The following is a 20970-nucleotide window of genomic DNA, read 5'->3' as shown; positions in this document are numbered from 1 at the left end:
GAACGGATATCCTTGTTAAGTATTTCAATGTTAGGGTCGCTATTGTGTTATGGCAAACAGCGCCAAGTTATAAAACGCCTATTGTTTTTTTCTTTCTGCAATCAACTCTTGTAATACTTTGCCGTATTTAGACGATTTAATTTCTGGCGTTAAAGCATTATTAATAGTGTCTAAATATCTCACGTTGGCATCTGAGATTTCTGATACAGCCAAATAAGGTGCAATTTCACTATCCTTATTGTTCATTGCGAAATTTATCGTGTATAAATACTTTCTGAGGATTAAATTGTTGTACTCCTTGTAACTAGAGTCGATTAAAAGTGAATCTTGACTTTTGCGGGCTTCTAAATTATTTTTGATGAGATCAAGATTTTTGTCTTTAAACTTGTCCATCATCATGTTGTACTCTTCTAATCTTTCTTGTTGTTTAGAGCCTTTAATTTTGGCGTCGACATAGAAATTTTTTAAAGTCGTATTGATTTCCGTGATGCCCTGATCAGCAAAAAAAGGAATCACACCAGATTCCTGGCCATTTTTATCTAATTTGAGATACAACACTTCTGGTCCTTCTAAATCGGTGTGAAGTTCAAATTGCGCTTCGCCGTTTATTTGTAAGGAATCAATAGATACAAGTAAGGTGTCATCTACTCTTTGAAGATAGACGGTGCCTTTTTTTAAATCTTTGATAGACCCTTTAAGTGTGAAATTTGAATTGTCTTTAGCACAAGACGACACAATTAGTAAACTGAGGATAAACGCTAATTTTTTCATTGAAATTTTTTAATTTTTGGTGGGCAAATATCTTATAAAATTCCTTTAAAAACTAACCTACAGCAACTATTCTCATGAGTTCAGCGCACAATAATGCACCATAAGTTCCTACCACATAACCAAACACTGCTAAGAGCGCACCAACTGTTGCTAATGACGGATGGAAAGCAGCTGCAACAACAGGAGCAGAAGCCGCGCCACCTACGTTTGCCTGACTGCCAACAGCCAAGAAAAAGTACGGAGCTCTAATAAGTTTGGCAATTACAATAAGCAGAACTGCGTGAATGGTCATCCATACCAATCCAATTAAAATGAGGCCTGGGTTTTCGAAAATTTTGCCTAAATCCATTTTCATACCAATGGTGGCCACCAAGATATAGATAAAAATACTTCCAATTTTACTGGCACCCGCACCTTCGTAATTTTTAGCGGGAGTAAAGGACAGTAGGATGCCTATTAACGTTGCAATTGAAATCAACCAAAAGAATTGGCTTCCAAAAGATGATAATGCGCTTCTAGGATTGCTTACCGCTTCAAAATTATTAGAAAGGTAGGTAGAAATAACATCGGCACCGTAGTGGGCAATCCCCACCGCGACAAAGGCGAAGGTTAAAATGATCAGTAAATCTGTTAAGGTTGGAATACGCGTAATTTTTTCGCTGAAATTCTGTACTTTTTTTTGCAATTCGTTGATGGCTGTATTATCGGCTTTCAGCCAATTGTCTATTTTTTCACGTTTTCCAATCCCTAATAAAAGAACCGCCATCCAAATATTGGCCACGACAATATCAACCAAAACCATTCCTCCGTAAAGTTCTTGATTAAAACCGTAAATCTCTAACATGGCTGCTTGATTGGCGCCGCCTCCAATCCAACTTCCTGCTAAGGTTGCCAATCCGCGCCATACGGCATCAAATCCAGCACCTCCAACGGTTTCTGGAGAGAAGGTAGAGATGATCAGAATGGCAATTGGGCCACCAATAATAATACCAATGGTTCCCGTAAAGAACATTACCAAAGCTTTCCATCCTAAATTGAACACCGCTTTTAAATCGATACTAATCGTGAGTAATACCAAAGATGCCGGCAATAGGTAACGACTCGCAATATAGTAGGTTTCTGAAACGTCGGCAGAGATTAATCCCAACGAATTGAAAATAGCAGGAATCATATAGCACATTAAAAGACCTGGGATGTATTTGTAGAATTTTGGCCAAAAGCCTCCCTTTTTAGATTCGGTATAAAATACAAAACCAAGCGCTAACATTAAGAGTCCAAAAACTATAGCATCATTTTTAAAAAGTACAAATTGATTGACTGTTGATGGTTTGACTGTCTCAGAAACACTGAGCACGTTGGCGTTGTTATAAAATTTACTGTCGTTGATAACAATGAGTTTCTTTTCTGAAAAACGATTGGTGGTATTCAATTTTAAATCGAATAACTTTTCTTTTTTTGCTATAGCAATAGGGTCTGGGTTGGAATAGTCAATTGTGTAAATAGAACCCGTAGAGGAGAATTTTAGGGTGCCTTTCGAGATTTTTTTATTGAGGACAACTTGATCGATAACGAGCGAAGGATCACTTGTTGAAAGTTTAATTTGGAAACTGTTAAATTTGATAGAATCAACGGATACAGGAACATCAAAGTTTTCTGAATAATTATCATTAGCCTTGTCAACAATTAAAGTTTGGGCATTGATTGCTGCAGTTGAAGAAATGATTAAACCAAAAAAAAGTAGGAATTTAAAATATGGACGCATTTATGGTGATTTTGAGTCGCAAAATAAGGATAATTATTATGATGACAAACATAAATATGGCACGGAATTTGAAAAGACTATACATGTATATAATTATGCTCCATATTACAAAAAAGGAGTAGTTAACCTTTTGGAGACGTTAATATTACATTTTGGTTGGTTAGTTAGTTAAAAAGCACCTTGAAAGAGGTGCTTTTTTAGTTATGGGATGTTTTAAAAGTTTTAGTTTTTAATAAAATCAACTATAGACGTGACCAATGCTTCCGCTATTTTTCCGTTAGGGTCATTGTAAGACTTCGCATTTTCTTGGTCGTCTCCAGTTATGATAAAGAGAACGTGGTTCATATGATCAATAAGTTTTAATTCTGCCTGTTTAGAAGCATTATGCAAAAGCTCCGCTTCTGCCGTGCTGACCTGTAAATCTTTGGTGCCATTAATAAGTAAAATAGGAATATCCAAGGATTTGATCACCACAGCAGGGTCATATCTCATCCAACTCATCATAAACTCTTGTACACTACTGTCAAATATGGAAGCCAGCGCAGGAGGATAGTCTGTGGTTGTTCTTCCGGATTTTAAAACTTCAAAGGCACGCTTGGTGTCTTCAGTAAACATGGGTGCCGTTTTTTGCACCTGTTCCACAATGACCGCATCAATAGATTGTCCGGCACCCGCCAAAGAAATAAATCCATCCACACCTTCCTGAGCTGCCAACATGCCAATTAAACTGCCTTGACTATGTCCAATAATATAGAGGTGTTTAAACTCTTGCTGGGTCTTAAAGTAATTGACAACAGTAATGGCATCTGATACAAAATCATCGAATTTGATGTTCGGATTCACAGCTTTCATTTTAATCTGCTTCACAATACGCTTGTCATACCTAAAGGAGGCAATGCCATTTAGAGCCAGTTCTTGTGCAAGTTTTTTAAGATTATTTGTTTTTAGGAAATTCTGATTGCCATTTCTGTCCGTAGGTCCAGAACCAGCAATAATAATGACGAGTTGATCAGCACCAGTATTTGGAACGACGAGACTGCCGTCAATCCATTTCGAAATGTTGAGGTCTGTTTCGGCATATTTAGTTTCCTGACCAAAGGTTAGGGCAGAGATGAAGCTGAAAAGAAACAATAAGTTTTTCATAAATCTAATTTTATAGAAACGAAGATACAGTACTCGCTTTCAAGATGTACAGTTGAACGTTAGAATGTCAAAAATATGATACAGATGTTATATGAATTCTCTCAAATTTAATTTGGATCTTGTGGTTGAAATGTACCTTATTAGCCTTAATTGTTAAAATTACATGTATTTCATCGATTTATTGTGTATTTGAGCTGAAGCTTTGGGTAAAAACTCTATATTTGAAATGTACTAAAACTTAGGTTTTTGTACGATGGATTAATTAATTAGTATTTGCACATGTTGTTGACTTAGTAACCCTAATCTACACATTATAAAAAACGCAAATTAGAAGAACCGAGGTTGAGGGACCTCGGTTCTTTCTTTTTTAAAGGGTTCTAAACGTGAGATTAATACGCTCGTTTACGGTTCTTTTTGTTTTTGCAATTTGGTGCAGCCAAAAGTGTTGCATTTCTCCTTTCATAATTAGCAAGCTTCCCGATTCTAAATTAAGTTTGTATTTTTCATCTGAAATGTTACGGTGTTTAAAATGAAATGTTCGTATAGCACCAAAGCTCAAGGAAGCAATGACTGGGTTTGTGCCCAATGTCTTTTCATTATCGGCATGCCAGCCATTACTATCCGCTCCGTTTCTATATAAATTAAGGAGTATGGTTGTAAATTCATGATTGCAGAAGTCTTCAATATCTGTTTTGATCAGCTTCAGTTCCTCAGTCAGGTTTTTAGGCACCATTGTAATGTTAGAATAACTATATGGTTTTGTGTTAGTTGCAAATAATGCGGTTAACCGTGGTTGTGGATAGGTTTTGCCAAAAATTGTGATGTCGTCCTGCTGCCACGGAATTGTGGCTTTTAAGTGTTGAAAATACGCATCCGCCTTATCTGGATTATAAAAATTAGGAATATAGAGCACTTCAGCATTGGGAAGATGTAGATGTGTTTTTTCAGTTGAAAATAAGTCCATGGCATAAATTTTATCTAAATTAGCATAACTATGAAGAAAAACAAAGTATTGCTTTTGGTGCTGATAATTTTAGGATTTGGGTTTGTAAAATCGCCTACAGCGCAATTGCCAAAAGGATTTGTGTATGTTAAAGAGTGTATTCCAGATTTGGATGTAGAATTACGCTATTTAACAGATCATAACTTTGTAGGAAAGCCTATTATAGGGTACCATGCCAACACATTGATTCTTACAAAAGATGCTGTAGAGGCTTTGAAAAAAGTTCAAGAAGCACTTAGAAATCAGAATCTGTGCTTAAAAGTTTACGATGGCTATCGTCCACAGCGTGCCGTGAACCATTTTGTAACTTGGGCCAAAGATTTGGCAGACACTATCAACAAACGCGAGTTTTATCCTGAAGTTGAGAAACAAAATTTGTTCAGTGAAGGGTATATTGCTTCCAAGTCAGGCCATAGCAGAGGTAGTACCTTAGATTTGACGATTACTGATGGCAATACGGGCGAACCGTTGGATATGGGTGGCACCTATGATTTTTTTGGAGAACAATCGTGGTTGTCTTATAAAGATCTCACAGCAGCACAACAGCAAAATCGTGAGATTCTGCAAACGGTCATGCAAGATAACAACTTTAGAAATTATCCTAAAGAATGGTGGCACTTCACCCTAAGATGGGAGCCTTTTCCTGATACGTATTTCGATTTTCCTGTAGAATAACCCTCATAAAATTACTTTTCTAAGATTACGACTTCTGGCTCAGGTTCATAGCCCAGTAACATATCTATCGTATTTGCCGTAACCGAATGATAATTTGGACGTGATTTTTCATAAATCTTCAGGGCATCTTCCATTCTGTCATTTCTCTTATAGGCTTTGAAAATAGTTTCTACATACCATCGGCGTCCCACAGTGGTTAAAAATGTTTCAATTTTTTTATCTACGTTTTTTCCATGATAATCATAGTTTAAAGCTTGTTCATACCAGACCATTTGAATATACGAATTGGTAGAATTTGTAAAATTAAACACCGTGTCCAAAGCTTTCATTTGATCTGCGGTCATCGTGTTTGGGAAATTTCTAATAAAATGCACCCATTCTTGAGAGGTCCATTCTTTAGTCATGTCTTTGTCTATTTTATCAGTAGCAATAAACTCTTCTAAGGTCTGTTCAACAATTTTGAATTTATCAGAGTTTATGATGGCTTGGTTTTGAGGAACTCCCGGTTGGTTGATCCATTCATCAATGTTAAAAGTCAGTTTGTTTTTTTGCAGCAAATTGGTGGTAAGGTAAGTCACAAACTTATCTGTAGTGATGGTAGAAAAGGCATGCTCTTTAAAGTATTGTTTTAAAAAGGCATCAAATTTTTCACGACCAACGGTTTCTTCCAAAGTCCTTAATAAGAGATAGCCTTTATCATAAGCAATACTGTTCATGCCATCATCCGGATTTTTGCCTTTTAAATCTAATTTTAATTTGGTGGCGCTAGGCGTGTCTTTAAGATTTTCCAATTCATCGTTCAAATCCTGGCGACTTATTGCAGCGAGCATGTTAGCACGTTCTTTGCCATAAAGGGCTTCCATAATGCGCATTTCAAAATAGACTGTAAATCCTTCGTTGAGCCAAAAGTCATTCCATGTAGCATTGGTGACCAAGTTTCCGGACCAGGAGTGTGCCAATTCATGCGCTATCAATGAGGTTAAACTTTTATCGCCCGCAATAACCGTTGGGGTTGCAAACGTTAACCGTGGATTTTCCATGCCGCCAAATGGGAAGCTTGGTGGTAATACAATCACATCAAATTGATCCCAATCGTAGTCGCCATAAAGTTGCTCAGCAGCGGTGACCATTTTTTCCATGTCTGAAAATTCATCATGCACCTTTGTTAACATAGATTTTTCGGCATACACGCCCGTGCGATCACTAATTGCTTTATAGTCAAAATTACCCACGGCCAAGGCAATGAGATAGGCCGGAATGGGTTGCTGCATTTTAAAATGATACATGCCATTTTCAGTTTTCTCCTTCGGATTTTCAGCACTCATCACCGCCATTAGACCTTTCGGAACCTGAACATTTGCTTCATAGGTTAAGCGGATTTGTGGACTGTCTTGAATGGGGATCCATGTTCGTGTTAAAATGGCCTGTCCTTGTGTAAATAGAAAAGGATCAGTCTTATCAGCCGTTTGTTGGGCTTTTAACCACTGCAAAGCTTCGGTGTCTTTGGTGGTTTTATAGATGATTTCAATTTGTTTGGTGTCTCTGCTAATGGTAATGGTTAAGGGCTGGCCTAGGATCTTATCATTGGCGCCCAATGAAAACTCGGTTTCTTTTCCGTCAGCGTTAACAGCTTCAATATCTAGAAATTTGGAATCTAATATGATTTGTGTACTGTTGTTGTTTTTAATATCATAGGTGGCCTTTCCGCTGATCACTTCGGTTTTAAAATCGACCGTAAGATCTAATTTAAGATGCTTGATAAAGGCATTATTTGGCTTTGCATAAGAATGCGGTTCTTCTACATAAATATACACTACTGGTTCTTCTGCTTTAGGTTGTGCACAACTTGTCATGATGAGAAGGAGGAGATAAATTATTGAAGTTGACGTTTTCATACTAATTTTTTACAATTAAGATTTCGAAGATACTATATTAATGGAAGAAATTAAAGCGGTAAATACAAGTAGGCCCAATACATGAGAGCAAATTGCAAAGGGAGGCGCAGGAGTAATGCCCATTGCGGAATTCCTGCTGCTGCTTTTTTATTGGACAACATGTAAAAATGGACTAATAAAAATACCATAAGCATAGCAATAATACCTGATATGGCACCGTTTTTTGTGGAAGGAAAACACAATCCCACCCCTAACATAATTTCGGCAATACCGCTTAACGTGACCAAAAGTTTAGGTTTGGGCAGATATCTTGGCATGATCCGTAAATACATTTTAGGCTTGATAAAATGCATCATCCCCGCTAAAACATATAGTGCTGCCATGAGATAAAGGTGCCAAGGGTACATCATAAAATTTAATCTTTATAAACGTTATAGGTTAATCCCATCCCGTAATTATTGAGTCCTGATTGGAGTAATGTAGATTGAAAATCGCTGCCAGCTTCAAATCGGGTCCATTTATTTCCATTGACGAACACACGTTTGATGTAAGTTCTGTTTTGTGAAATTTTATCTGTGAAGGGAAGTAAGGGTCTAAAATTTGTGGGTATTTTAACCACACTGCCACCTCTAGATTTGATTTCTTTGTATTTCTTATTAGATAATAATTTACCATTGGCATCTGTGTAACCCAAAACTTGGAGGGATACAAATATGCCTGTTTGTGGAATGAAAATAGCTTCATCAGACACATCAAAAATTACGGCATCACCATCTTTTTCTGTCGCTCTGACCACAAGGGTTTTATAAATGATTTCCTGTCCTGGATAGCCGTTTTGATTAGTGTAAAATTTCACCTTAAATAAGGTGGAAAATGGTTTTTTATCGGCATTGGATCGTTTGCGTCTCTCCCAATCTTTAGACTCTAGGGTGATGGGAAAGTACACTTTAGTAATTTTCTTTTGAGCCTCATCAGGATTGTTGAAATACACTGCAATTTCAGATTCTACGGTGGGCAACCAGCAATGGTAGTAGTCGTCATCTAAATAAGGTTTGATGTCTTCCACTTTAAATTTACGATCCGTTTTTGCCGTAATCAAGACTTCATCCAGCGCATTCGTTTCCGTTTGCATCTGTATGGCAGTAGGTAAATTCATGGTAGCTATTTTTAGATCTTGATAACCTAGCGCCGAAATATAAAGGGTGTCAATATCTGGATACAATTTTTTGGTGAAAATAAATTCGCCTTCATCATTGGCAAACAATCCGTTGCCATTGTTGAAGGAAACCGTGGCGTAAGACACTGGGTATTGAGATTGTGCGTCTGTAATTTTTGTTTGTGAAAAACTGAATGTAGCGCACAATAAGCTCAGTAAAATGAACGTAGATTTAAAAGCTGTTTGAAGTATGGTCATCGATCCCGTTGTATCTAATTTTTCTAATGGTTCAGGTTAGCAGGTGGCAAAAATGAAATATAATTTTTTATGCTGAATTATAAATTAGCACTTAAGACTTTAAAGATACATTTATTAATAAAAAAAACGGACAACAAAATGTTAACCGTTAGATGAAGAAAATTTTAAATTACCCGGAATTATTCCTTTTCGAGGTTTTTTGTCATATTGAAACCTATTAATAATCCAAGTCCTGCCATAAGAAAAATGGTAGCTGGGTAAATGGCACCATTAAGTGTGGTGTAATTTTCAAGGATCAAGGCTATAAAAATTCCCAATCCAATACCCATAAGAAGCAATGCCAAATTAAGAATGAGGACTTTCCAAATAGGAGCTGTTGCTTGCTTGCCTCTCATAAAAATACTGGCATCAGCGCCTTTTTCAATCAGAGCCAAACGTTCTTTGTTACGTGTTGAAAAAAAAAGATAGAAAATACCAAAAATAGCAGCGGTAATTAATGTCATGATTATAACTGGTTCCATAGCTGTTCGATTTTAATTGATTAATTTTAGTTTGTTCATTACTTATGACGACCGGTTTTGGATTTAGGTTACATAAAATTCATTTTATTTTCAAGTTAAAGGTTAAAACCTTGCTCCCGATATCGGGATTCATTGCAGTTACTTTAGTTTATATAAACTTTTAAGAGTATGTTGTCATTTCGACAGAGCGAGGAACGAGTAACGAGAAATTTTATAATAATATGATTCCTCTTCGTGCCTCATTCGGAATGACAAACTATTTTCAGAAAAGAATTTCATTCTTTTGTTTAAAACTATGGATTGGAAATCCAAAGTGGTTTATTTATTTTTAACTTCCTTGTAACCTAATCTCAACTTTAATCGTCTTACCTTAAAATGACCACCAAGGACGATCACATATATATTGACCAAATTTTGAATGGTGATGCCAATGCATTTGCCATTGTGGTAGATAGGTATAAAAATCTGGTGTTTACATTAACGCTAAGAATGCTTAAAAATAGGGAGGAAGCTGAAGAAGCTTCCCAAGATACTTTTATAAAGGTTTTTAAGTCGCTACATAGTTTTAAAGGGGAGTCAAAGTTTTCAACTTATATTTATAGGGTAGCGTACAACACCTGTCTTGATAGAATCAAAAAGAATAAAAAACATCAGAACGATGTAGCGATTGATGAATTTACCGAGCATCAGGTCATGACTATTGATAATGCTTTAAATACTTTGACCGAGACGGAATACCAAAAATCGATTAAAGATTGCATTGCCCTGTTGCCAGAGATGGACGGCTTTCTCCTTACCTTATATTACTTTGAGGACTTATCTTTAACTGAAATAGCAACTGTGGTTAATTTGGAAGCAAACACTATTAAAGTGAAACTATTTAGAAGTCGAAAAAAATTAATGACTATTTTTAAAGAACGATTGGAACCAGAAATTATAGCTTATTATGAAGGACAACGCAGATAGATTATTGGAGAGTGTTGTAGAAAAGGTGATGAAATCGTCACACATTGAATCTCCGTCAAGCGATTTTACGAAGAGGGTCATGGCACATGTCAACACTAAAAGTACCGCGACAGTATATCAACCGTTAATTTCCAAAACAGGTTGGCTAATTGTTTTTAGCGGTGTGATTGCTTTTGTAATTTATATTTATATGATTACGGGAACTGATACCAGCAAATGGTTTGAAACTATCGATTTTAATGTGATTGCAACCACTGACATCACCAATTTATTTTCTAAACTGAAGTTGGAACAGGTAACGTCTTATGCAATGCTTGTTTTTGGATTGATGCTCTGCGCACAAATTCCTATATTAAAATACTTTATTGATAAAAGACAAAGGAATTTCTCTTAATTAGAAACAAATTTTAAGCCTACAATTGAAAGAATAAGGGTTGCCAGGAAAAAAACCCTCCAAAAGTCAGCCGATTCTTTAAAGATAAATATACCCACCAATACAGTTCCAACGGCACCAATTCCTGTCCATACCGCGTACGCCGTCCCAATTGGCAAAGTCTCGGTAGCCTTAATTAAGAGGAGCATGCTAATGGTCAGACATACGATAAAACCAATATACCACCACGTTGCTACAGTACCCGTTGCATATTTTGCTTTACCCAAGCATGCTGCAAACCCAACTTCAAACAAACCCCCAATGATTAATAGAATCCAATTCATAACCCCTTATTCTTAAATTAGTGAAACTCAATTTTTAAAAGTTGCGAAGCAATGAATTAAAAATTGTTAGTTGAACTAATCCCGCTTTTTAGCGGGATCCTTGGGTTTTATTCCCCGACGCTCTGCGTCGAAATAAAAAAGGAACTTCTACTTGATACCTCGTACCCTTGGGTCGAGGTTGTTCATTCTACGTATAACCCCAAACAGCAAGCGTTTTAGTACCAACGCTTTTTATTGCTTTTAGAACCTTGCCCTTTACGTCCTTTTTTGTGTTTACTGCCCGTTTTTTTAGAGGTGTGAATTATAGGTTTCGCATGTGGATCCAATGGGTAAGGGTGATCATCTTCTACAGGAATTTGTGTGTTGATCAGTTGCTGTATACTTTTTACATATGGTTTTTCATCGGCAGAACAAAAAGAGAAGGAGTTGCCAAAATGTTCCGCACGTCCGGTTCTACCAATACGGTGCACATAGGTTTCAGGGACGTTGGGCATATCAAAATTAACCACGGCATCCAACTCCTCAATATCAATACCTCTTGCCGCAACATCTGTAGCAATTAAAATATTAGCTTCGCCGTGTTTGAATTTGCCTAAAGCCGCCTGTCGGTCGCTTTGGGTTTTATCGCCATGAAAGCTTTCTACTTTATAGCCATTTTTGAGTAAGGTTTGTTCTAATTTGTCTACGCCAAACTTCGTCCGCCTAAAAATTAAGATATTGCCTTTAATGGTATTTCTTAAAAGATGTAGACACAGCTCAATCTTATTTTGTTTTGGAACATAATACAATACTTGGCTCACGTTTTTGGCGGCAGATGAGGTAGGAGTTACTTCAACACGCTCTGCAGATTTTAATATGGAAGTCGCCAATTGTTCCACTTTAAAAGGCATGGTTGCCGAAAATAATAAGGTCTGTTTGCCTTCAGGACACAAGCGTACAATTTTTGTCACTTCATCAATAAAACCCATATCAAGCATCAAATCAGCTTCATCCAATACCAAGGTTTCGATATAATCTAAATTAATGAGATCTTGTTTATGCAAATCCAGTAGACGTCCTGGGGTGGCAATTACAATATCGACACCTTTTTTAAGAAGATCAATTTGAGGTTCAATAGATGCACCTCCAAAAACAACCATGGTTTGCAAATTGGTATGCGCACTGTAGGTTTTAAAATTCTGGGCAATTTGAATGGCAAGTTCTCGGGTGGGACTGATAATCAGGGCTCTTATTTTTTTGCCTTTTTTTGATCCCTCTTGCTTATCAAAAAGAAGTTGCAAAATGGGTAGTGCAAATGCAGCCGTTTTTCCGGTACCGGTTTGTGCTGAAGCAATAACATCTTTCCCTGCCAAAACTAACGGGATGGTTTGTTCTTGTACTAAGGTAGGGGTGTCGTAACCAGATTCGGCCACTGCTTTTAAAATAGGTTTGTTGAGCTGTAAGTCCTTAAATGACATTGTTAATAATTTTTTGCAAAGATAGCAGAAAATATAGTGGCAATTTGTAGATGGGTTTAGGTTTAAATTAGTGAAACTCAATTTTTAAAAGTTGCGAAGCAATGAATTAAAAATTGTTAGTTGAACTAATCCCGCTTTTTAGCGGGATCCTTGGGTTTTATTCCCCGACGCTCTGCGTCGAAATAAAAAAGGAACTTCTACTTGATACCTCGTACCCTTGGGTCGAGGTTGTTCATTCGAGAGCTTGTTTGGTAACAAATACCCGCCATCCAATAATGGCCATTTCTAATTTGGAGGCTTTAGAGAGATCTAGGCCTTTCTTTGAATAACTTGGTAGTACTGCCTTATTGATCTTTGCCAAAAATTTGAAGAAGTTTGTTTTCATGAAGATCCTTAATTGCGTGAACAACAAAGATAAAAATTTAACGCTCTAAAATTGACAATTATAGACGAATGCTAATACTAAGCTAAAACTCATTCTAGAACTGAGTTTTACTTAGTGTTTTGATTTAGCTAATCGAGAAAATAATATCGATTATAATTTTGACAATTGTGATCATGAGCGTAGTGTTTAAAAGGTTCATATATAGTGCTAAATTGCAATTGTTCTTTCAAGATATATGATTTGTAAACTATAATCCAAATACTTAGGACGTTATTAATGAATTTGACTTTAAATTTATAACTAAAACAATAATAATTGTTTCAGAATTTATAGATGTCTCTATAATATTATAATAAATTGAAATTATAAATGGTTATATAGCTTTAATTGTGTAATAATCTAAGGGCTTATTTTGAGGGCTTTTAAAATTCTTAGGCTGTTTTTGTTTGTAAAGTTGCGAAAATTGACAATTTCGTCTTTTTTATAAACTTTTAAAGACGGATTTATCTGGTGAAAGAACAGATAACGATTGATCCACAAGAGGGTAGATTTAGTTAATGCCCTGCAGCGCAATTGATACTGAAATAACATCCGATTTCTCAGTAAAAAATTGAGCGGAGTCAGAAACATCATTTATACTAAATTGATGCTTTCGCTCCGCTCAGAATACCAGATTAAAAATCTCTTAGTCTGTCTTTTTTGTGCTGATGATGACGACGCCATTTTCACCCTTAGCACCATATTTTTTTGTAGCATCGTTGTCTTTTAAGATATCAATATATTCAATGCTATCTGGGCTGACAGCCTCCATTTTTTCTTTGCTAATTTCTTTACCATCTAGAATGTATAGTGGTTCTTTTTTTAGATCAGAAGTTGCGGTGGTGTTTTTAAGTTTAATTATAATGACGCCGTATTCACCTTTTTTGCCATAGTTTTTTGTGACCTTGTCATCCTTTAGCACGTTTACAGAGGCAATAGTGTTGGGGTCGATAGCCTTCATTTGCTGGTCTGTAATTTCCTTGCCATTAACAATGATTAATGGTTTGTTTTTCTGATTGTTGAATACCTGAGTTTTATGATCTGATTTTCTAACTCCTTTTACTTTACCGTCATCGTCAATGGTGTAGATGTTGTTGACTTTATCGGTTGTGTTTTGAATAAATACCGTGTCTTTACTTCCCGTATTATTGTTAAGTTTATTGGCAATAATAAGGAAAGAATCTTCTTTAGGGTCAGAATTGGACTTTGACAGTTTAGTGTGTTCTTTTTCATCCGTTTCAACATCAAAAATTTGACTTAATGCTGATGTCTGATCACCTATGTTAATACTATGGTTTGAGGGGTTCATTGAAATCTCAATAGACGGAATAGGATGCGATAGCTTCTTTGAATACGTTACAACTTTGTCTTTATAGTCATACTTAATTTTGATACCGGTAATCTCATCTTTGGCGTTTCTCTCCAGGTCGTCAAAAGAAATGACCGCCTCTTTTTCGGCAAGTTTTTCCTTTATAAAATCCAACTGTTTGTCCTTAGTGTCTTTTGTAACGACAAATTTTAAGATGTTCTGTTGATCACTGGTAGTAGTTGATGGGTCTTTCTCAGAAGTGGTCTGGGCAATTGTTTCGGTATTGAATGTGAGGGCGAAGATGGCCAATAATGGCACAATAATACTGTATTTCCAAGTGTTCATAAGGTTTGATTTTGATTTGTGTAACATAACGATTCGTTTTTTGATTGTTGAATTATAAAAAGGATTAATGCTGATTAATTTCTCTTCAGGCACGCTGGTTTTAAGCAGTAATTTTTGATAGCGTTCTTTACAGCGCGATTGTTTCTGGGTTTGGTGATCGGCAATAAATTCCAAATTTTGCTTAAGTGATTTTCTGTACAGCCATATCAAGGGGTTGCACCAAAACAGAGCGGTTGTTAAATCAATAAGGAGAACATCCACACTGTGCTTTTGTTCTGCATGTACTTTTTCGTGCTGTAAAATGAGATCAAGTTCTTGGGCATCAAATTGGGTTGGATTATAAACAATCCAGTTAAAGAACGAAAATGGAGTGCTGACTTGCGCAGTTTCGATAAAGGTATAAGGGGCTGTTTTTTTCTTATTATGTTTTTTGATAAGGGTAGTTATTGAAAAGAGCTGAAGAATAAATCTCCCTAAAAAAAAACTTGCACCAATGGCATACCCCCAAATAAATAGTGAAGTCACATCAAAAACTTCAGGACGATGTTGCGTGGTGGTGGCCACAGCCGCAAAGCCAGTGTTGGGCGTCATTGGAACCTCTATATACACAGGAATCACCATCAATGGCAATAGGGCAGAAGTCATTAATCCTAATAATAAAAACCATCGGTTGGCATCATAAAAGGTTTCCCGCTGTAAAAACAAGCGGTAACAGATGTAAAATATGGACAATATGGCGCTTGCTTTAAATACGTATTCCATAATTAGAGGGTGTTGGATTTTTCGGACTTGGCGTCGTCACGATTTTTTGTTTCAATAAGCGCTATGATTTCTTTAAGTTCATCAACACTTATTTTTTCTTCCTTAGCAAAAAATGAAACCACATTTTTATAAGAATTATTAAAGTAATTCTCAATTGCGGTGCTCATAAATCGCTTTTTATAGGCTTCTTTACTAATAACAGGGTAGTACTGATGGGTTTTTCCATAGGCATGATAACTGACATAGCCTTTATCCTCCAAATTCCTGATGATGGTTGATAAGGTGTTATAGTGTGGCTGATCGTCTGTGATTGCTGCGAGCACATCTTTTACGAAGGCTTTTTCCAGCCTCCATATAATGTGCATAATTTCTTCTTCTTTGTTGGTGAGCTTCTGCATGGTCAATTTTTTAAGTTGCAATGGATACCTTAATACTCTAATGAAATTCAAATATAACTATTTTTGTAGTTATACAACTGTCATTCTAGTTATTTAACTTAAATAATAGTTGTAATACAGATGTGTTGAGGTTGCATAAGTATTATAGCACGCCATAGGACCACGGTTAGCGTGTTGTTTTTGTCGGTACTAAGAATTTTAAAGATTCCTAAACCACAATGCATCCCACATAATTCGAATATAGTATCTTCGCAAAAAAAAATATTTATGAGTATTGTCTGGGTCCTTTTAGGTTTAATTCTCTTGGTAGTAGGTGGCGAATTTTTAGTACGTTCTTCTGTGGCGCTATCGTTTAAATTTAATATCTCCAAACTCGTCATAGGTATGACAGTGGTATCTTTCGCGACCTCTGCACCAGAACTCTTGGTGAGTTTACAAGCAGCTTTGGATGGGGCGTCAGATATTTCTTTAGGTAATGTAATTGGGTCAAATATTGCCAATATTGGTTTGGTATTGGGTATTACGGCGCTTATTTCGCCATTGGGAGTGGATAAGAATTTTTATAAAATAAATTGGCCAATGATGATGTTGCTCTCTATTGTGCTTTATTTTATGCTGCAAAGTGGCAACATTCTTGACCGATGGGAAGGGGCCGCGTTGTTTGTTTCCATTATTATTTTTCTTGTGGTATTGATCAGACGTTCAAGGAATGCGCCAGAAACGGGAATTGATGATGTTGACGACACCTTGCAGGTAACCTCAGGGTTTAAAATTACAGTTTGGTTATTGATTGGGGGTGCAGCACTTTATTTTGGAAGTGAATGGTTGGTTTTTGGGGCTAAAGAGATGGCCCTTTCTTTTGGGGTCAGTGAACGGGTAATTTCGGTAACTATGGTAGCTATTGGCACCAGTGTTCCTGAGTTGGCGGCATCTGTTATTGCAGCACTTAAGAAAGAGAAAGCCATTTCTTTGGGGAATTTAATAGGATCCAATATATTTAATATCGCCTCCGTACTTGGTATTACTGCCATGATACAACCCATAGCCGTCAATAATCCTCAAATTTTGGGCAGTGATATGCTTTGGATGATTGCTTTTGCCTTTATTTTAATTCCAATGATTTTATTGCCTAAAAAATTTGAGATAGGAAGGTTAAAGGGGTTTATATTATTATCCGGCTATCTCGTTTTTATATTTTTAGCGTTCTATATCGAAAATTAGAGGGGGTATTGTTGCGAATATCATAATTATTGTGACAACACCCTAAATTTTTTAGGGTATGATCTTGTTTTAAATCATTTTTTTATACTTTTGAGGCATAATTTAATTAAAATATATAATTATGTCAACTCTACGTTTCCACGCAATTAAAAAAACTCTTGATCGTAAACCTGTTCATATTGAAGAAAAAGAACGGCGCTCAGAACTGTTTGGAAGAAATGTCTTCAATGAGGCAACCATGCGTCAGTTTCTTACAAAAGAAGCGTTTAACAGCGTTATGGCTGCCATGCAGAATGGAACAAAAATAGACCGCTCTGTTGCCGATCATATTTCTACAGGAATGAAAGAATGGGCCATTTCAAAAGGCGCTACACATTACACGCACTGGTTTCAGCCTTTAACAGGTTCTACTGCTGAAAAGCACGATGCGTTTTTTGAAACAATAGGAAACGGATTGGCTATAGAAAAATTTGGAGGTTCTCAATTAGTTCAACAAGAACCTGATGCTTCAAGTTTTCCTAATGGTGGGATCCGAAATACCTTTGAAGCACGTGGATATACCGCATGGGATCCAACATCTCCAGCGTTTATATACGGGACAGCATTGTGCATTCCAACAGTTTTTGTCTCCTATACCGGAGAAGCTTTAGATTTTAAAACACCTCTACTAAGAGCGCTATTTGCTATGGATACTGCAGCGGTTGCCGTGTGTAAGTATTTTGACAAAAATGTAAAAAAAGTGAACACTTCTTTGGGTTGGGAGCAAGAATATTTCTTAATTGACAGTGCCCTTGCAGCTTCAAGACCTGATATCGTACAAACTGGGCGCACCCTGTTGGGGCATTCTGCAGCCAAAGGACAGCAGTTGGACGACCATTATTTTGGATCTATTCCAGCAAGAGCTTTAGCCTATATGAGGGATCTTGAAACGGAGTGTATGCTTTTGGGGATACCAGTAAAAACGAGACATAATGAAGTAGCTCCAAACCAATTTGAATTGGCACCTATTTTTGATGAAGCTAATTTAGCGGTAGATCATAATTCGCTGTTAATGGATGTGATGGACAAAGTTTCAGAACGTCACAATTTTAAAGTGTTATTCCACGAAAAACCATTTGCCGGTGTCAATGGTTCAGGGAAGCACAATAACTGGAGTTTGAGTACGGATACGGGGATCAATTTATTAGGTCCGGGAAAAACGCCAATGAGCAACTTACAGTTCTTGACCTTCTTTATCAACACAATTAAAGCGGTAAATGACAACGAAGAGCTGCTAAGGGCTGCAATAGCCTCTGCGGGCAATGATCATAGATTGGGAGCAAATGAAGCACCGCCCGCCATTATGTCGATTTTTATAGGTGAACAATTGACCAACGTATTGAATGAATTGGAAAATGTAACCAACGGAAAATTATCACCACAGGAAAAAACCGATCTAAAGTTAAACGTGGTTGGCAAAATTCCGGATGTTTTATTGGATAATACAGATAGAAACAGAACTTCTCCTTTTGCCTTTACAGGGAATAAATTTGAATTTCGAGCTGTAGGGTCGACTGCCAATTGCGGGAATCCGATGACCGTTTTAAATACCATCGTAGCAAAACAATTGACTGATTTTAAAGTTGAAGTGGATCAGTTGATCAAGAAAAAGGAAATGAAAAAAGATGATGCCATTTTCAATGTTTTGAGAGAATACATCAAAAATTCCAAAAAAATCTTATTTGAAGGCAATGGTTATGGTGAGGCTTGGGAAAAGGAAGCTAAAAAGCGTGGATTAAGCAATCATAGAACAACTCCTGAAGCTTTAAAAGCTAAGGTGTCTAAAAAATCAATTAAGCTTTTTGAAGATATGGGCGTTATGAATAAGGTAGAATCTGAAGCGCGTTACGAGATTGAAATGGAAGATTACGTTATGCGCATTCAAATTGAAGGGCGTGTGTTGGGAGATATAGCTCGTAATCACATTGTACCAATTGCGGTGCAGTACCAAAATAGATTGATTAAAAATGTAGTGGGCCTAAAAGAAATATACGGTGCAGGATTCAAAAAATTCGCACAAGAGCAGCTGAATTTGATTGAAGACATTTCAGGGCATATCTCATCCATAAATTCTGATGTCACTAGAATGACAGATGAGAGAAGAACAGCGAACCTGTTGGAGGATTTTGAGCAAAAAGCACATGACTATTGTTTTAAGGTAAAACCGCTTTTTGATAGCATCCGTTACCATTGTGATAAATTAGAATTGTTGGTCGATGATGAAATTTGGCCAATGACAAAATACCGTGAATTGTTGTTTACAAACTAGTTTTAAGAATTAAATTTACAAATCGCAGGAGAACCTCTTTTATTAGAGGTTTTTTTGCGTTTTATAGGTTCTTTAAATGCGCGTTATACGTAGTACTACGTACTGTATCGCTCATATAACTGTAGTTCGTCTAAGTATAATGCATCTAATCGAAATTATTGAAAAATAGCAAAAATAGATCCTTAAACACTAATGTTCAGAGTCTTATTTTCTTACATTTGTCATGCTATTAATCAATAATTATTAAAATGAAAAAACTTATCATAAGCTTTGCGGCTTTGGCATTTGCTACCTATTTGTTTTCTCAAGACGGTTCAGATAATGCTACAGAAATAAATCAATACTCTGAGGTTATTACTCAAGATGGATTTCAAAATGTTACTAAACTTCCAAATTAAAGAGAAGAATCTACTAACAAGCTTTTATCTGTTTTCATCTTATTAAGAAAACTGTGTGAAGGACAACTAATTTTAGAAATTAGTTGTCCTTTTTTTTTGGATTATTATGAGGTCTAGCGCTTTGATGCGTTTTCATAATTTTAACTTGGGAGAAGGTTTTAAAATTACTTGGAATGTATCAATGGCCAGTTTAGCTTTTTAATTGGTTCTTTTTCCTAAATCAGGGGCAATTCAAATCCGAATATCAGGGAAAACTAAAATACAATCCCTATTTTTGTAAATCCAATAAAAGTTATGAGCCAAGACATAAGTAAAAGGTATGCCCAAAGGGGTGTTTCAGCGTCTAAAGAGGATGTTCACAATGCTATAAAAAACATTGATAAAGGCCTATTCCCACAGGCGTTTTGTAAAATTGTTCCAGATTATCTCACCAATGATGACGCCTATTGTTTGATTATGCATGCGGACGGTGCCGGTACCAAATCGTCTTTGGCGTATATGTACTGGAAAGAAACGGGAGATGTCTCTGTATGGAAAGGCATTGCTCAAGACGCATTAATCATGAATATTGACGACTTACTGTGTGTGGGCGCTACTGATAATATTATGCTGTCCTCTACAATTGGCAGAAATAAAAATTTAATTCCTGGCGAAGTTATTTCTGCTATCATAAATGGTACAGAAGAATTAATCGCTGAATTAAAAACTTTTGGTGTAACCATTCATTCTACAGGTGGTGAAACTGCCGATGTGGGAGACTTGGTCCGCACCATCATTGTAGATTCTACAGTTACGGCACGTATGAAACGTTCTGATGTAATTGACAACGCCAATATTAAGGCAGGTGATGTTATTGTAGGATTGGCTTCTTCAGGGCAGGCAAGCTATGAAACGGAATACAATGGTGGCATGGGCAGTAACGGACTGACGTCTGCACGCCATGATGTTTTTCACAACTATTTGGCTGAAAAGTTTCCAGAAAGTTTTGATGCCGCAGTACCAAAGAATTTGGTGTATTCTGGAAACATAAAATTGACTGATGCTATTGAAGGTGCGCCTATAGACGCAGGCAAGCTAGTGCTGTCACCAACACGTACGTATGCGCCAATAATTCGTAAAATTTTATCCAAATATACGCCAGAGGATATTCATGGAATGGTTCACTGTAGTGGTGGCGCCCAAACTAAGATTCTTCATTTTGTGGAGCATCTCCATATCATAAAAGATAATTTATTTCCTATTCCTCCGTTATTTAAATTGATTCAAGAGCAATCCAACACCTCGTGGAAGGAAATGTATCAAGTGTTCAACTGTGGCCACCGTATGGAGCTATATGTGTCCCCTAGCATTGCTGAAGATTTGATTGCCATATCAAAATCTTTTAATGTGGAAGCGCAAATAGTGGGTAGGGTGGAAAATGCCGCTAATAAGCAGTTGACCATCACAAGCGAATTTGGAGAATTTAACTATTAACACCTAGT

General features: G+C 36.7%; 20 protein-coding genes. 7 read left to right on the top strand and 13 right to left on the bottom strand.

All coding sequences use genetic code 11. From position 1 onward, the window contains the following. Window positions 1–78: 78 nt before the first annotated feature. The 4 genes from JEM65_RS01995 to JEM65_RS01980 all read right to left on the bottom strand — a co-directional run bounded on the left by JEM65_RS01995 (window position 79) and on the right by JEM65_RS01980 (window position 4640). A complete protein-coding gene (locus tag JEM65_RS01995; protein ID WP_199596868.1) occupies window positions 79–771 on the bottom strand; it encodes a DUF4369 domain-containing protein in 693 nt (230 codons plus the stop codon). 52 nt (window positions 772–823) lie between these two features. After that, complete coding sequence (locus JEM65_RS01990; protein ID WP_233530489.1) at window positions 824–2038, bottom strand: DUF819 family protein; 1215 nt, start codon at window positions 2036–2038, stop codon at window positions 824–826. A 717-nt stretch (window positions 2039–2755) separates the two neighbouring features. Beyond that, window positions 2756–3676 (bottom strand): alpha/beta hydrolase, encoded by a 921-nt coding sequence (locus JEM65_RS01985; protein ID WP_199596866.1) that lies wholly within the window; start codon window positions 3674–3676, stop codon window positions 2756–2758. 367 nt (window positions 3677–4043) lie between these two features. After that, entirely contained in the window at window positions 4044–4640 is a 597-nt protein-coding gene (locus JEM65_RS01980) for an alpha-ketoglutarate-dependent dioxygenase AlkB family protein (protein ID WP_199596865.1), read from the bottom strand. 30 nt (window positions 4641–4670) lie between these two features. Between JEM65_RS01980 and JEM65_RS01975 the strand changes: the two genes are divergently transcribed. After that, complete coding sequence (locus JEM65_RS01975) at window positions 4671–5354, top strand: M15 family metallopeptidase (protein WP_199596864.1); 684 nt, start codon at window positions 4671–4673, stop codon at window positions 5352–5354. Window positions 5355–5365: 11 nt separating this feature from the next. Here the strand turns inward: JEM65_RS01975 and JEM65_RS01970 are convergent, their stop codons facing one another. From JEM65_RS01970 to JEM65_RS01955, 4 genes are all read right to left on the bottom strand, one after another. After that, on the bottom strand, window positions 5366–7249 hold the full coding sequence (locus JEM65_RS01970) for a M1 family metallopeptidase (RefSeq protein ID WP_199596863.1): 1884 nt from the start codon (window positions 7247–7249) through the stop codon (window positions 5366–5368). Window positions 7250–7299: 50 nt separating this feature from the next. Beyond that, window positions 7300–7659: a DoxX family protein gene (locus JEM65_RS01965; protein WP_199596862.1), complete on the bottom strand. Its 360-nt coding sequence runs from the start codon at window positions 7657–7659 to the stop codon at window positions 7300–7302. 5 nt (window positions 7660–7664) lie between these two features. Further along, entirely contained in the window at window positions 7665–8663 is a 999-nt protein-coding gene (locus JEM65_RS01960) for a hypothetical protein (protein ID WP_233530486.1), read from the bottom strand. Between the two features lie 179 nt (window positions 8664–8842). Beyond that, the gene (locus tag JEM65_RS01955) at window positions 8843–9184 is read right to left on the bottom strand and encodes a DUF6249 domain-containing protein (protein ID WP_199596861.1); all 342 of its coding nucleotides are present in this window, start codon (window positions 9182–9184) and stop codon (window positions 8843–8845) included. A gap of 375 nt (window positions 9185–9559) precedes the next feature. On the opposite strand from JEM65_RS01955, the gene JEM65_RS01950 reads away from it, so the two are divergent. Next, the gene (locus JEM65_RS01950; protein WP_199596860.1) at window positions 9560–10150 is read left to right on the top strand and encodes an RNA polymerase sigma factor; all 591 of its coding nucleotides are present in this window, start codon (window positions 9560–9562) and stop codon (window positions 10148–10150) included. After that, window positions 10131–10544, top strand: coding sequence for a hypothetical protein (locus JEM65_RS01945; protein WP_199596859.1), 414 nt, complete (start codon window positions 10131–10133; stop codon window positions 10542–10544). Before JEM65_RS01950 ends, JEM65_RS01945 begins: the two co-directional genes overlap by 20 nt. Here the strand turns inward: JEM65_RS01945 and JEM65_RS01940 are convergent. The 5 genes from JEM65_RS01940 to JEM65_RS01920 all read right to left on the bottom strand — a co-directional run bounded on the left by JEM65_RS01940 (window position 10541) and on the right by JEM65_RS01920 (window position 15562). Next, complete coding sequence (locus JEM65_RS01940; RefSeq protein ID WP_199596858.1) at window positions 10541–10867, bottom strand: DMT family transporter; 327 nt, start codon at window positions 10865–10867, stop codon at window positions 10541–10543. The two genes, JEM65_RS01945 and JEM65_RS01940, sit on opposite strands and share 4 nt — an antisense overlap. A 215-nt stretch (window positions 10868–11082) precedes the next feature. Beyond that, complete coding sequence (locus JEM65_RS01935; protein ID WP_199596857.1) at window positions 11083–12324, bottom strand: DEAD/DEAH box helicase; 1242 nt, start codon at window positions 12322–12324, stop codon at window positions 11083–11085. Window positions 12325–12556: 232 nt separating this feature from the next. Next, a complete protein-coding gene (locus tag JEM65_RS01930; RefSeq protein ID WP_199596856.1) occupies window positions 12557–12709 on the bottom strand; it encodes an SsrA-binding protein in 153 nt (50 codons plus the stop codon). 685 nt (window positions 12710–13394) lie between these two features. Next, window positions 13395–15164: a M56 family metallopeptidase gene (locus tag JEM65_RS01925; protein ID WP_199596855.1), complete on the bottom strand. Its 1770-nt coding sequence runs from the start codon at window positions 15162–15164 to the stop codon at window positions 13395–13397. A gap of 2 nt (window positions 15165–15166) precedes the next feature. Then, window positions 15167–15562, bottom strand: coding sequence for a BlaI/MecI/CopY family transcriptional regulator (locus JEM65_RS01920; RefSeq protein ID WP_199596887.1), 396 nt, complete (start codon window positions 15560–15562; stop codon window positions 15167–15169). A 267-nt stretch (window positions 15563–15829) separates the two neighbouring features. Between JEM65_RS01920 and JEM65_RS01915 the strand changes: the two genes are divergently transcribed. The 4 genes from JEM65_RS01915 to JEM65_RS01900 all read left to right on the top strand — a co-directional run bounded on the left by JEM65_RS01915 (window position 15830) and on the right by JEM65_RS01900 (window position 20962). After that, window positions 15830–16783: a calcium/sodium antiporter gene (locus tag JEM65_RS01915; RefSeq protein ID WP_199596854.1), complete on the top strand. Its 954-nt coding sequence runs from the start codon at window positions 15830–15832 to the stop codon at window positions 16781–16783. Between the two features lie 121 nt (window positions 16784–16904). Then, the gene (locus tag JEM65_RS01910; protein WP_199596853.1) at window positions 16905–19091 is read left to right on the top strand and encodes a glutamine synthetase III family protein; all 2187 of its coding nucleotides are present in this window, start codon (window positions 16905–16907) and stop codon (window positions 19089–19091) included. 248 nt (window positions 19092–19339) lie between these two features. Continuing rightward, window positions 19340–19489, top strand: a complete 150-nt coding sequence (locus tag JEM65_RS01905) for a hypothetical protein (RefSeq protein WP_199596852.1) — start codon at window positions 19340–19342, stop codon at window positions 19487–19489. Between the two features lie 294 nt (window positions 19490–19783). Next, window positions 19784–20962 (top strand): AIR synthase related protein, encoded by a 1179-nt coding sequence (locus JEM65_RS01900; protein ID WP_199596851.1) that lies wholly within the window; start codon window positions 19784–19786, stop codon window positions 20960–20962. The last annotated feature ends 8 nt before the right edge of the window (window positions 20963–20970 follow it).

The organism is Gelidibacter salicanalis (assembly GCF_016469035.1).
In the GTDB taxonomy this organism is placed as follows: domain Bacteria; phylum Bacteroidota; class Bacteroidia; order Flavobacteriales; family Flavobacteriaceae; genus Gelidibacter; species Gelidibacter salicanalis_A.
Note: the sequence above shows the minus strand (reverse complement) of the source record. Positions and strands in the feature narration are given on the sequence as shown.